10 protein-coding genes are annotated in these 13,583 nt (G+C 47.6%); 2 read left to right on the plus strand and 8 right to left on the minus strand.

The window, feature by feature from the left end:
* Window positions 1-25: 25 nt before the first annotated feature.
* Window positions 26-3,010 carry an extracellular solute-binding protein gene (locus GX019_01845; protein ID HHT35898.1) on the minus strand — a complete coding sequence of 995 codons (2,985 nt, stop codon included), beginning with the start codon at window positions 3,008-3,010 and terminating at the stop codon, window positions 26-28.
* A 239-nt stretch (window positions 3,011-3,249) separates the two neighbouring features.
* Between GX019_01845 and GX019_01850 the strand changes: the two genes are divergently transcribed.
* Window positions 3,250-4,107, plus strand: a complete 858-nt coding sequence (locus tag GX019_01850) for an AraC family transcriptional regulator (GenBank protein ID HHT35899.1) — start codon at window positions 3,250-3,252, stop codon at window positions 4,105-4,107.
* Here GX019_01850 and dapB read toward each other — a convergent pair.
* Together dapB and GX019_01860 are read right to left on the minus strand one after the other, a co-directional pair.
* On the minus strand, window positions 4,082-4,819 hold the full coding sequence (gene dapB / locus GX019_01855) for a 4-hydroxy-tetrahydrodipicolinate reductase (GenBank protein HHT35900.1): 738 nt from the start codon (window positions 4,817-4,819) through the stop codon (window positions 4,082-4,084). The genes GX019_01850 and dapB overlap by 26 nt on opposite strands.
* Before the next feature lie 114 nt (window positions 4,820-4,933).
* Complete coding sequence (locus GX019_01860) at window positions 4,934-7,570, minus strand: aminotransferase class III-fold pyridoxal phosphate-dependent enzyme (protein ID HHT35901.1); 2,637 nt, start codon at window positions 7,568-7,570, stop codon at window positions 4,934-4,936.
* Between the two features lie 159 nt (window positions 7,571-7,729).
* On the opposite strand from GX019_01860, the gene GX019_01865 reads away from it, so the two are divergent.
* Window positions 7,730-9,193 (plus strand): hypothetical protein, encoded by a 1,464-nt coding sequence (locus GX019_01865; GenBank protein HHT35902.1) that lies wholly within the window; start codon window positions 7,730-7,732, stop codon window positions 9,191-9,193.
* A 48-nt stretch (window positions 9,194-9,241) separates the two neighbouring features.
* Here the strand turns inward: GX019_01865 and GX019_01870 are convergent, their stop codons facing one another.
* The 5 genes from GX019_01870 to GX019_01890 all read right to left on the minus strand — a co-directional run bounded on the left by GX019_01870 (window position 9,242) and on the right by GX019_01890 (window position 13,439).
* The gene (locus GX019_01870; protein HHT35903.1) at window positions 9,242-9,931 is read right to left on the minus strand and encodes a hypothetical protein; all 690 of its coding nucleotides are present in this window, start codon (window positions 9,929-9,931) and stop codon (window positions 9,242-9,244) included.
* A 96-nt stretch (window positions 9,932-10,027) separates the two neighbouring features.
* The gene (locus tag GX019_01875; GenBank protein ID HHT35904.1) at window positions 10,028-10,933 is read right to left on the minus strand and encodes an RluA family pseudouridine synthase; all 906 of its coding nucleotides are present in this window, start codon (window positions 10,931-10,933) and stop codon (window positions 10,028-10,030) included.
* A complete protein-coding gene (locus GX019_01880) occupies window positions 10,923-11,798 on the minus strand; it encodes a metal ABC transporter permease (GenBank protein HHT35905.1) in 876 nt (291 codons plus the stop codon). Before GX019_01880 ends, GX019_01875 begins: the two co-directional genes overlap by 11 nt.
* Complete coding sequence (locus tag GX019_01885) at window positions 11,776-12,543, minus strand: metal ABC transporter ATP-binding protein (GenBank protein ID HHT35906.1); 768 nt, start codon at window positions 12,541-12,543, stop codon at window positions 11,776-11,778. The genes GX019_01880 and GX019_01885 overlap by 23 nt, the downstream gene beginning before the upstream one ends.
* Entirely contained in the window at window positions 12,540-13,439 is a 900-nt protein-coding gene (locus GX019_01890; GenBank protein HHT35907.1) for a zinc ABC transporter substrate-binding protein, read from the minus strand. Before GX019_01890 ends, GX019_01885 begins: the two co-directional genes overlap by 4 nt.
* Between the last annotated feature and the right edge of the window lie 144 nt (window positions 13,440-13,583).

A 13,583-nucleotide genomic window follows, 5' to 3' on the forward strand; every position in this document is an offset into this window, starting at 1 on the left:
TTTGCTTCCCCCGTTATTTTAATAATCAATACTGATCACGTGGTTGAATGTGAGTAAAGCGTGACCAAAAGAGATCGATATACTCCTGCGGGATCTCATCAAGCGTCAGTTCCAAACCAAACTCATCTCTCTTCAGGCGCAGTTCGTAGTTAATATCCATATTGTATTTTGTCAAGGTCTCCCGCGCAGAAGTGAAGTCGTCATCAACCACAACTGCCCTAAACGCCCAATCAAACATCCGATTCATATAGTATCCACCCGGAACTTCTAACGAACCTTCAACCCAATGCCACTGCTCTAATAGTTTTTCTCGCTGCTCTGAAGTCCAAGGCAGCTGTAAAAATGCCTCGAGATTTGCTGTTGGATAGCGAGCTGCTGTCCCCATCAAGTTTTCTAGTTCACGGCCAAACTGAAGCTGAGTATCAGCACTGATCCACCACTTAACAAACTCCCAGGCAGCATCATGGTCTGATGCTGTTTGTAGAATACCGGTTGCTGGTCCTTGAATGCCGGCTAATGAAACCGACATGGGATTGGCGGTGGTAATCCCGACAACGGTGTGGTTAACAGTTCCATCCGGCTGCACCGTGCCGGGCACCAAATCAAAGCCCCATTCGCCCCTCAGTTCAGGTGCAAACACTGCCAGGCGATTGTAAAAGCCGTAGTCCTCAATTACAATCGGCATTTCACCAAAACGGAACCGGTTTTCAGTATTAAACTCAATCAGCAGACTGTGCAGACTCCATAAATCAGTCAGCTCTGCAAATGCTTGAATTGCTGTTTCTGAGTCGAGATTAGTTTCAACCCCGTCAGGCTTATACACCAACTCACCGCGCTGGTAGAGCCAGGTATAGTATATCGACGGCCTGATACCAATGGACATGCCGTTTTTCTGGAGAATTGGCAAAATCCGATAAACATCGTCCCAGGTTTTGGGAATGTCGATGCCCAATTCAGCCAAGATGTCTTTCCGGTAGAACATTACCGGAAACGACTGCTGAGCAGCCAATGCAAAGACATTATCCCTAAATGTAAATGGAACGTAAGAACTGACCATGAAGTCCTGCATTACTTCATCGAAGTCAGCGAAATTGGCGAGATTATACAGGGCTCCCCGCATTCCAAAGTTAACTGGATCCTGCAGTTGCATGCCGATGGCAACATCAGGTGCGGTTCCTGCAATAGCTGCTCTTAATAGAAGTTGAGTCAGATCTGGCACCAGCTGCATTTTTACAGGTATACCTGTCTTAGGACTGAATTCGTTATCGATCAGCTGTTTTAAAATCTGGGCTTGGTCTCTTCCTGAGCCAATCCAAACAGTGATCGGTTCTCTCTCTTCCGCGATATCGTCGCCTGAGATATTGCCCATTAAGTCATATTCACGGTAAAACGAAGCTGCAATTGCTTTTATCTCGTGAACAAGCGACTGCCACCAGGTCGGCTCAGCTCTCGGCATAGTCTGATCGGGAGAGGCAACTATTAAGTAATCAATCTGCAGCGGCTGCTCCCTGGTTTGATAAATCCAGTTACCGATAGAGCCGAGGCTGTCGCGAAACTCAGAGAGCATTCTTGTTATGCGATCAGTATCGCTGTACATTCTCCGAAGCAGGAACGCGACCTGAGTGAGTGCCTGAGTATGCTCCCCTTCCATTCCGGTTTCGGCGATCAGCTGATCCACCAGGTCTTGGTAAATATCAGCTTGATAACCGATCCGACTGATTACCTCAGGAATCCGTTTATCTAACTCATAAGTCCTCATCGGGTCCGGATTTCCACCGGTGATCATGATAATCCGGCGGTAAATAGTGTTGAGCTCATAGAGGTGCTCCTCTGTACCTCTGAGCACATCGGCAACATCGCCTAAAACAACCTCTAAGGTTATTTCGTTTTTCCCTTTGGGAAGATAGAAGTAGTATGGTTGACCTGTATCAGGATCGCCTAATACATTCATCTGATAATAAGTAGAGTAATAAAACGGAACGGCAGAAACCTCAGCAAAAGGCACCTTACCATTTATGTACAGCCGGCGAGTGCTGACAGCGCCTGCTTTTTGATCCTGCTTTGCCTTAAAAGCAAGAATATATAATCCGTCTTCAGGCACATCAACTTCCCAGCGGATCCACTGACCCGGCTGTGCCCAGCGGTATCCCCCGATCGTGTTTAGGCGAATTTCTGCGTGGTGGTAAGGTTCTACTGATGGATCGCCATGATCGGAGATAGGAAATAAAGTCGGTGATGAGCGAACAGTGCTTTCCTCACCCTGCTTTTTAATAAAAACGTTTGCTGTAGGACGAATTCCTTGAGACTCGTACGCAGCGTATACCTCCGCATAGCTCGGCGGGCTGACATATTGATAGAGTTTCAGCTCTGCCAGCGCAACCGGTTCCATGCGAGAAACTAATCTAATCGTGTTAATGCCTTGATTAAGATAGAAGCTGTATGGCTCTTGAAAATAACCAAGCGGATCCTTTACATCTGCGTAGATCCACTCCGGCTTTTCAATTTGCTTGGAGCGGATTTCATTGCCCAAAGAGTCAACGATAAAGTCGCCTTCGTCGCCCCAAACACGATAGAACTTCAGATATTGGGCATTATCAAAGGGACGCTCGCCATTGATCCACAGCTCTCGTTCAATGTCTACCCCGCGTCCTTCAAGTGGATAGTATTTTATGGCGAGATTATACAATCCAGCTTGCTCCACCTCAAAAGTCCACTCGACATATCCTGTCTCTTCAGTCATCAAGACCTCTTGATCAGAGCCAGCAAAATCTGAGATAATTTCTAACTGCATATCTGAAGCAGAGTAGTCAGAAGCAGGAATGATAATCTCTGCGTCAGGACGCACAGCATCAGGATACTGTTCCAGATAATCCAGATATCCTCGTTCGCGTACATATGCAGTAATATCCCCTAGAGTGTATTCCGGCTCGCTCTCAGCATAGATTCCTGCTGATAAAGCCAACCAGCTGATAGTAATGATAATTAACAGTGCAGCTAATCTTTTTTTCATCCTAACCTACCCCTTCTCTGCCTGCGTTAAACAGCGGATCAAAAGTATATCATGTAGAAACATTCGACAACTTATTTTAAATTCCTGTTAATCAGTGTTGATTTTTGTGCCATCTTTAATTATTATACAGCAAGGAAGGCTAAGTTTCTTTACCTCTTTTGCTTTTACATAACTTTTTCGACATTTTTTGCGCTGCATCCAGAATCTATGCTAGAATTGAATCCATAGGGGTGAGATGTTTGAATACAGTAGATTTTTCGATTCATTATAATAAACTGGACACTTCGTATACAATGCCCCAGAAGCATGAGCATAATCATTATGAAATATATTATCTGGTTTCAGGAGAGCGTTTTTATTTCATTGAGGATCAAATTTTTCATGTTCATCCGGGGGATTTGGTGTTCATTTCAAAAGGATATATTCACCGGACAACCGAGGCGGACAGCAGCATGGGAGCGCACGCCCGCTATGTGGTTTACTTCACCGAAACTTTTCTCAGACAGCTGCTCAGCCAAGCTCAAGTTAGTGAACTGCTGTCCTGTTTTTACCACGACACAAAGGTAGTCCACTTGACTGTCGCACAGCAGAACTTTATTGAATCACTCCTTACGAAGCTGGCAGACGAGTACAGCAACCACCAACCTGGCGGTGAGCTGTATCAAAGAGTTCTGTTAACAGAGCTTCTCTTGTTTTCTAATCGCCTAAATTTTGATCTGGTCTATCACCATCTCAACGAGCTTAACCCGGTTTACTTGACCATCCATAAGATTGTTCAGCATGTCAGAAAGAATTATCGGGAAAAGCTGACTCTCACTGCTATCGCTAATGAATTTTATATCAGTCCTTACTATCTCAGTAGAATGTTTAAACAAGTTACTGGGCTGACGCTAACTGAGTACTTAAACAACACCCGCATTAAGGCAGCGCAGCAGCTTCTGCGTACTACCGATCTGCCGATCAGCGCCATTTCTGAGCAGGTGGGTTATGAAAGCCACTCGCATTTTGGCAGAGTATTCCGGAAATTTACCAGCTGCTCACCTATGCAGTACCGAAAAACCCATAGAACAGCTAAAGCAGAAAACCTAAGTCTGTAACTAGATGCTCATATCGGCCAATGTTGACCACTGCTTTATATACCCCCGGACCAAAACAGACCCGATCGCTCACATCATGACTAATTGTAATCGTTTCACCCATCCCGCCGAATTTCAGCTGCTGGCTGACGGTCTGACCCGGGATGCGAAAGCTGTAAACCGGTATGGATTCGTGACTGTAATTCTTGTATTTTTTAAGCTCTGCAGCTAACTGCTTGGAAGTTCCCGAAGGAACTTCCTTTTTTTGATCTGAATAATAATCAATTACCGCTGCATATGCAAACAGCTCAGCTGCTGCGGCTAGTGCTTTCTTGACAACTATCATACCCAGGGCGAAGTTTGGGATTAATGCTCCTCCAAGCTTATGCTCACGGCAGAGATCTGCGAACAGCTGCTGGTCTTTACTGCTCAAGCCCGTGGTACCGATAATCGGATGAATGCGTTTTTCTATGCAGAAGGTAAAATGGTTTACTGCTGCCTCTGGCACTGTAAAATCAACGACATCTGTTGGCAAAACAGCTGCATACGCCTGTTCTAAAGTGCCAAAGATGGGAATCTCTACATCTAAATCAGGCAGCAAACTGCTTAAATACCGCCCTGCGTTTTGTCTGCTGACAATGCCAACTACCTCCAGGCCAGCACAACCGATTAAATACTGAACTACAGCCTTCCCGGTTCGTCCGGTACCACCTGCCACAACTACACGATGCACGGGTTACACCACCTTGGCCGAGATCCTTTGTTTGTCTAATTTATATTCTTAAGCAAATAAAATAGAACCTGCGGCAGTTCTCCACAGGTTCACACGATAACTCAGTCTATGCAGCTATGCTCCCTGTCCTCCTACCATTAACTCTTGGCGAGCGGCCACAACTTGCTCCCAAACTGATTCCGGCAGGGGCAGATCAAAACTGCGAAATCCGGCAAGCCTAAATCCATGCCGCTCGGCACACTCCCGCAGTTCGTTCATATAGGCAATATTTAGATCCGCGCCAATACTGGTGTTTGTATAGTTGCGGTCGAGAGCTAACATGATTGTCTCCGACATGCACGCATAAGCCTGACCCTTGTCAAAACCAAAATTCCAGCCCAAATCTACCTCACCCGGTAGTTCAATAACCCCTCCATCTATCACCAGCACGTCCTGACGCTGTGTAAGCACATCACCGCTTACATTCGCTGGCCGAGACATATCACAAATTAAGGCGCCTGGTTTGATAATATCCGGAGTAATTAAATCATCCGTGCTGCTGGTTGCTGCCAGAACTAAATCTGCCGCAGGTAAATACGACCGCAGGTCGACAGTGACGGTAACTGGACATCCCGGTTTTTCAAGTTGGCTTTCGCAGTAATCCATCCATTCACTCAGTCCTGCGTCCAAGGCAGGCAGATCAGGTAATCTGTTAACCACCGCACCGATACTGTTAGCTGCAAATTCCCGTCCGGCGAAATGCTGTTCGCGCAGATAGCGGTACATCTCGGCCATGACTTTAAGCATCCTAAAGCGGCTCTTTTCCGGACGCGCCGGATTGCCGATTAAAATTAGGCGAGCCACTTGCTCTGCCAAAAGCATAGCAGAAGCCTTACCTATTGCGCCACCAGCACCCACAATAGCAGCCGTTGACCGGTCTAAAGCCAATCCTAGTTTGGTCCCTCCGATGGTTAGGGCATCAATTCCCGAAAGAACCGTATAGCTGTTGCCGGTTGTAATCGCTACCGGTGCTTTACCTACCAAAGAGCGGCCGCCTCCAGTAACAACCGAGGTATAGGCACCCAACCCAACAATTTTGGCACCGCGATGTACAGCCAATTCTACAGCTTCCAATATTTTTGCCTCCGCTTCTACTCGGGGCATTTGCTGCAGCTCATCCGCCGTATACGGAACTACTATAAAATCGCCAAAAGCACTCTGCCCGGTTTGGGATGTGATCCTGGCGCTGGAGATAACATATGGTTCCAGCATATCAGTCCAGCGGCCGGCAAGTTCAGCCAGCTGCTCATCGGAGAAGGCCTCCAAGCTGCGATCATAATCTGAGTAGTTTTTCATACTCAGGGGATGAACTAAAAATGCAAATCGGCCGTCCTCCTGTTCGAGACTTTGCTCTGCTGAAGGACTTAACTCTACCTGCGGCGGCTGACTATCTGTCTTCAGATCTATCGACAGCAAATGCGCCGTCAAAGCAGCTGTGTTCCGCTGTGCCAGCACCCTAACTGTTTTCTCAATAGCGGTCAGGGCATGACCGATCTGCTCATCGCTGATAATCAACGGCGGTTCAATTCGGATTACGCTGGCACCATTTAAAGTCGGCGCAACTCGCACCTTACCCACATTCAGCAGGTGGCTGGCAATGATCGGCGTAAGCACTTTCTGCTCAGCCATTATACCAAGGAGGCTGTTAGGATAAACTTCTCGACTGCTTCCAAAATCCAATCCGAGCATTAAACCACGGCCCCGAACACCTTTAATAATATCTGGATATTGAGCTTGGATTTTTTCCAAACCAGCCTTTAGAATACTTCCCTTGCGGGCAGCTTCCTTAACTAAGAATTGATCGTTGGCTGCGAGCAGTTCAACCACTTTAGCGCCTACTCGACAGGCAATGGTATTGCCGGCAAAAGTTGACGAGTGCTTGGTTGCAAACTCCTCATTATAAACATCATCTGTGCACAGCACAGCTCCGATGGGAATCAGTCCGCCACCCAACGCTTTGGCAAGAGTTATAATATCGCACATTACACCTTCGGCCTCGGCTGCGAACATGGTCCCAGTGCGGCCTAAGCCAGTTTGGATCTCATCGAAAATCAGCAGAACTCCATATTCCGTGCACAGCCGCCGCACCTCAGCCAGGTATCCACTTGGAGGTTCGACAATACCCCCTTCTCCCTGAATGGGCTCTAGAATCACCGCGGCAATTTGATCCGCCGCAGCAGCCAGCAGCTGTTCAAGGCTTGCAGCATCTCCGTACGGAACAAAGTGAAATCCTTCCATCGGGGCTCCGAATGCTTGTTGATAGCTTCTGTTTCCTGTCGCTGACAGCGCACCGAGAGTTTTGCCGTGAAAACTGTTTTTGGTAGAAACTATGCCTTTTTTACCGGTCTTGGATCGAGCAAGCTTGATTGCTGCTTCAACCGCTTCCGCACCGCTGTTGGCAAATGTTACTTTAGCCATGCCGGGTGGCGCTATTTCAATCAGTCTTTTAGCCAGTTCCCCTGCTGGTGTCAGCAATGAAGGCTGAACGAAACTGGGCTCGAGGGAGACTTCCACCTCCCGAATCGCTTCCCAGATTTCCACTGGATTAAAGCCGAAAGGCAGCGCACCATAGGCTGCGATTAAATCCAAATATGTATTTCCTTCCTGGTCGTAGAGGTAACACCCCTGTCCCTTGACATAGCGTTTGTCTAAACCGATCTTGGTTAACAGATCTCCCAAATTGGGATTGACAAAATCAATATACGGATGCATGATTTACCTCCCTTATTTATGTACACACTTTTGTGCACATGGGTATTATACCAAGAACGCAGGGAAATTACAACAAAAATGCCTAACTAAAACTCCGAAAAAAGAGAGGAATAACGCATGAATCCAAGAAATGTTATAGTTGAATAGGGGGGGTTGTTCGTGAAACAAATCAGCTTAATCTCAGTTCTTATCGTCATACTTGCCTTTCCTGCCTGTGTTTTTGCAGAACAAGATGTAGTTGAGGTCTTCTTTATCCCGGAGCAGGGTTTTATCCGTGTTAATGCCAGGATCTCCGTTCCTGCAGAGCAGGATCAAATTCAGTTTAAACTATTTCCCAAAGCCCATGTAACTGCGCTTTGGATTCCCACTCTGCTTACATATGAAGTAAACAACACTACTGCCGCAGCGGTAGTATCTGCTGTGTTTCAGCCTGATAGTGCTGCGCAGACATTAGACCTGAGCTATGAAGGTTTTCTTCCCAATTATGAATCAGAGCCAATGCAGGCTCTTGACGAAACTTTAATGTGGTATCCCCTGTTTGAATCACAGCCAAACCGCGATTACCGCATTAAGCTTTCCCTCTCACGAGACTATCTGCCTAAGCTGGATGGAAAACTGCTGGATGTACGCGAGTCTGCTTTTGCAACCTATACCTGGTTGGTTGAAAACCAAGGTTACCCAGTGATTTGGTTTGGGGATCAGGAGGACACTCCGGAAGACGAGCTTGATGCAGTTGATGAAGGGACACCGGCTGACGAATCGGAGCCGGATGAAACACCAGAACCGGATGAGGAACCGGAACATCCGGACACACCAGATCCCACTGATGAACCGGACCCAAGCGATGCGACGGAACACACATCAGAACTTGGCGATGAATTAAAGCCAGATTCGCCTGACACCAGCGAAGACAAAGAACCAGAGCCACTTGAGCCGGCCGAAGCAGAAGATTTGGAAGATGGTCAAGGCTTAGACTGGATGCAAGACCTAGTGGAAAGTACAGATGAAGAACTCATAAATGAAGCGGTTACAGAGTTTGTCAGAGCTATTTCCCTCAGCAGCCGGGACGACCTAAACGCCTTGATTCACCCTGACTTTACTGATCGCGAGCAGTTCATTGCTTATTTGATTTCGCGGCCTCACGACAGCACCATTACCAATCAAGTTGTAGAAATTAGACCTACTGAGTCAGGATCTATAGTCTACTGCGATCTGTATGAAAATGATCTGTTAACGTCGAAAGTATACAGTCTCTGGCAGAACTCAGCCACAAACTGGTTTTTGGTTGAGTGGTCCCAGATTCCCGCTGAGTATGAATTTGACTTGAGAATTGGAAATTCCGAGCTTCAGCGGTGGCTTGATGATTTTCGCACTGCGGTAACAGAGTTTGACCTGGTTTGGCTCGATTATCACATTACCCATAATAAACTGCAGGCTGTTAAGCTGCTGCAGGCGATCCGGTCTGAAATCGAGTGGATTGCGTCGGCTGTCAGCACTTCTGATGACCAAGCTGTTTTTATGATCAAAACGCAGTTTAGCGCCAGATTAAAGTTGACACTAAACTTGTACCCAGATAGCGAAACCTGGAAAATCAGCGCTATCGCTGCTGAGCCTGTATACTAAAAAAACCGGAGGGTTTTCCCCTTCCGGTTTTTTTACTGGTAACAGGTTCTAAAAATGAATTCCTGCGCCAACATAGAATCCGCTGATGCGGTGTCCTTGAGCTTCTTCAAGTTCAAAGAACTGGGAGCGATAACCTGCTTTCGCAAGAACCAATGGAATTTGATACTCGATGCTGATATCGATACCTTCTACTTTGCCCTGGTCTTCCTCGCCAACCAGTGTAATGAGACTGGGTGCGTACTCATAGACGCCGGACAGCCTCAACCCCGGTGCGATATCGATTCCCAATCCTGCGCTGTACTCAATGCCGCCGTACAGACCGCCATCAATGCCAGTTTCTGCCTTGCTGACGTTTCCTAAAACGCGATAGCCAACAGAAGTAATTATATCAAGCTGACCCAGCACCGGCCAATCTACTCTCACCTTGCCATCCAGGCCGCCCAAAATATAAAAATCATCTAAATCAGCCAGCTTTTCATCGTCCAGATCATCGCGGATTAAATCAATAAAGTCTGTGATATGATTTGGTTTTCCGCCGTAATCTGCGCCGCCCATTAAGCGAACCGGTCCAATCTGCATTAAAGTCAGCTCTGCTCTGTAGATATTGGTCAGCTGACCTTCAGGAATGAACTCCTGTTCCGATACTGACCACAGCTCTCCTGACAATTCAAATGCAGCCGCTGGAACCGCCAAAACCAAAGCTAATACCAATACTGCTGCGTATACTGCCTTTTTCATGCTACCCCTCCTAAAATTTTGCCTTTTCTCTTAAATATTATATTCGCATTGAAAATAGTATTTCCTGTTACCTCCAAGAAATACTATTATGCATAATTATTGTAATTGCTGTAATTGATGGTTTAAAATGGATTTCATATCCCCGGGCAGCGGTATCCTTATCTGCACAGGTTGTTCTGTGCGCGGATGAATAAAGTCTAGCGACCAGGCATGAAGCGCCTGTCTGTTGATCATACTGCTGGCTTGGCCATACATTTCATCGCCCACGATAGGATTGCCCATCCACGAAAGATGAACACGCAGCTGATGAGTTCGTCCCGTGACCAGCTCCAGCTCTACCAGGGAGACAGAGGCATACTCTTGAATCACGCGGTAATGACTGCAGGCTGGTCTGCCGGAATCGGTCACAGTTCGCTTTAAGCCGTGGTCAGCTTGGCTGCTCATACCGATCGGCTGGTCGATGATCCCCTGCTTATCATTCAGTTTGCCCTTAATAACTGCCAAATATTTGCGTTTCAGCCGCCGGCTGCGCAGCTGCCTCACCAACTGATGATAAGCATACGGTTCTTTGGCAATAAGAATTACCCCTGATGTTTCCCGATCAAGACGATGGAGCAGGCGGATCTTACGCTTTAGTCCCCGCTGCTGCCAGAGGTGGGCAATTCCGTTTGCCAAAGTGCCGCTGGGATACCCGCCGGTTGGGTGCACCGGAATATTCGGTGCTTTGTTAACAGCTAGCAGGCTGTCATCTTCGTAAACAATGTCCAGCTCCATTGGTTCGGGTACAAGATCTGTTGCTGAGTCAGCAAAATAGATTTCTATCTTATCACCTGTCTTTACCCTTTGGGTAATATGAGCCCATCGGCCGTTTAAACAGACCTGTCCCCCGTTCCTCATCCGCCGCAGAAGACCCCTGCTTAGGCGCAGTCGGCCGTAGATGATTTCTTTAATCATTAAGCCTTCTTCATGGGGCAAAACAGTCTCTACTAAATCAGGTTTCACTGCTAAATCCTTCCTTTAAACTATCTCCATGCCGCATGCGGCTGAATTTCACTATCAAGCGTTTCATCACCAAAGCGAGTGCAAATTCGCCGGTTGTGATAATTACAATTACAGCCCCGGGCGGCAGGGAAAAATAAAACGCGATATACAAACCGATCCAGGCGGCAGCTAATCCTAAGACTCCAGCAGCCAGCATCATTTTAACAATATTCTTAGTAAAAATTCCAGCCGCAGCAGCGGGAGTAATCAGCAGAGCCATAACTAGAATCACTCCGACTGCTTGAATCGATACAACTACCGCGGCGCTCAGCATCAGCATCAACAGTAAATGCAGCCCGACTACCGGCAGTCCTGCGGCTTCTGCTCCAACCGGATCGAAGACCGCAAATACCAAATGATGAAAAACCAGCCAAACCAGTCCGGCAACCACTAAGGCTGTGGCTGCGATTAAATACAGTTCTTGCATACGAACAGCCAAAACCGATCCCAACAGCAGTGATGATAAATCACCGGCGAAATTTGGCATCCGAGCCATTATCAGGATTCCCACTGCAAACACGCCGGTGAAGAGAATGGCCAGAGCTGTGTCGTGACGAACCTTGGCTGTTCTGTTGAGAATAGTTATTCCGACAGCTGTACCAAAAGCCAGCACCAATGCTCCCAAATGCAGCGGCCAGCCAAATAAAAGGGCTGCAGCCAATCCGGTAAACGATGTGTGCGCAATCGCATCTCCGATGAACGCTAAACCTTTCAGCACAATAAAAACTCCGACTATGGCAGCTAAGATTGCAATCAGCGAAGTACCGATAAAAGCCCTGGTCATAAACGAGAATTGAAATGGTTCAGTTATCCACTGAAAAGTCATGCATGGCCACCTCGCCTTCCGGTCCAATAACTGGAAAATGTTTGGCGAACAATTTGGTTAAACTCTCGCCGTTAAGGACTTCGCCAGGAGTTCCCGCCAAAATTACTTCTTGATTCAGTCCCAGCACACTGTCAAAGCCTGCTGCCAGACAGTTTAAATCATGGGTTGCGATCACGACGGTATGTTCCATCTGCTGCAGCTTAAAAAACAAATCCAACAGCTGATGCTGGGCTGCCGCATCAAGGGCTGCCGCCGGTTCATCCATGATGATCAAATCTGCCTGCTGGGCAAGGGCGCGGGCAATAAATATGCGCTGTTTTTGTCCACCCGAAAGATTACCAATAGGGCGGTTAGCTAGTTCCTCCATTCCCACGAGCTTAAGGCTCTGATAAGCTGCATCTCGATCTTGCCTGGATGGACGCTGCCACCAGTTTAAATGAACCAGCCGACCGTGGAGCACCACATCAAAACAGCTGATGGGAAACTCCCAATCAACCTCATCAGCCTGGGAAAGGTAGGCAACTCGCGGCCGAGCCTGCTTTGGGTTTTGATTGAAAATCTTAACGGTACCTGCTGCGGGACTGACCAGGTTCAGCAGACTCTTTAGCAGAGTTGATTTGCCACCCCCATTCGGCCCAATCACTGCCGCCAAAGAGCCTGCTCTCACCTGCCACGAAACATTACTCAACACGACGCGGTTATCATAAGCAACCGTTAAGTTTTGAACATCGATGGCATAGTTCACTGTAGCGCCTCCAATAAAGATTTTCCGTTCCAGCGCATCATCTCAATATACGTAGGGATATCTTCTGTTAAAGTATCAGTATAAAGCGTAAAGAGCCTGCCTCCCACTTCCTTCACAGCGGCTTCAGCGTAGCGAATACCTATGCCTGCCTGCGGTTCGGTAAACATCGCCCTCCGGGGATGCGCTGAAAGCAGCTTGGTCAGCTCAACCATATCTTTCACACTCGGTTCTCGATCAGGATTAAGTACCAAGTACGACTCCACCGAAAACCCATAGCGCTTGGCAAAATAAGAAAATGTGTTGTGGTAAGTGATTATCCTGCGGTTTGCTTGAGGAATCTCAGCTGCCGTTTCTAAAAGCCAAGCGTCAAGTTCTGCCAACTTCTCAATATAAGCTGCTGCTCTGGATTGATAATAGGCTCCATTTCCAGGATCAATCTCTCCCAAAATGTCAGCGATGCGGCGTACATACTCCATGGTGAAAGTAACATCCAGCCACATGTGAGGATCATAACTGCCGTGATCATGATCCTGTTCATGGTGATGGTCGTCTCCATACGGCAGCGCCGGTAAACCGTCGGACAAAGTGATGATCGGCACAGCAGCACTGGCCGCACTGTCAATTAACCGCTCCACCCAGGTATCTAACCCTAATCCATTGCAAAAGATCACATCAGCACCAGCAATCATCCGCGCCTCTCTTGGCGTTGGTTCCCAGCTGTGGGGGTCTCCTCCCATGGGAACAATCGCTCCTACGGAAACCAAATCCCCACCGACCTGAGCTGCTAAATCTGCCAAAATCGAAAAGGTCGCAACCACTTTCACTTGAGCAGAGACCGCTGCTGAGTTTACCAATAGTCCCAAAATCACGAGCACATATAGAAGTCTTTGGCGCATAACACCACCTCTTCCTCTTATCGAGTAGGTAACCGCTAGGTGATCAGCCTAGCGGTTTTCCTCTCACAGAACGGTACGTACGGACCGCGTATACCGCTCCTGATAGACCTCAGTCATACTTCGTAGTATTGATGCAAAAGACCG

It is taken from the genome of Bacillota bacterium, assembly GCA_012837335.1.
GTDB lineage: Bacteria > Bacillota > Limnochordia > Darwinibacteriales > DTU012 > DTU012.

What these genes read in the sequence shown, in the direction of transcription:
- GX019_01890 (HHT35907.1), bottom strand. Translation starts at nt 13,439, where the DNA reads ATGCGCCAAAGACTTCTATATGTGCTCGTGATTTTGGGACTATTGGTA.
- GX019_01870 (HHT35903.1), bottom strand. Translation starts at nt 9,931, where the DNA reads ATGAAAAAGGCAGTATACGCAGCAGTATTGGTATTAGCTTTGGTTTTG.
- GX019_01860 (HHT35901.1), bottom strand. Translation starts at nt 7,570, where the DNA reads ATGCATCCGTATATTGATTTTGTCAATCCCAATTTGGGAGATCTGTTA.
- GX019_01880 (HHT35905.1), bottom strand. Translation starts at nt 11,798, where the DNA reads ATGACTTTTCAGTGGATAACTGAACCATTTCAATTCTCGTTTATGACC.
- GX019_01845 (HHT35898.1), bottom strand. Translation starts at nt 3,010, where the DNA reads ATGAAAAAAAGATTAGCTGCACTGTTAATTATCATTACTATCAGCTGG.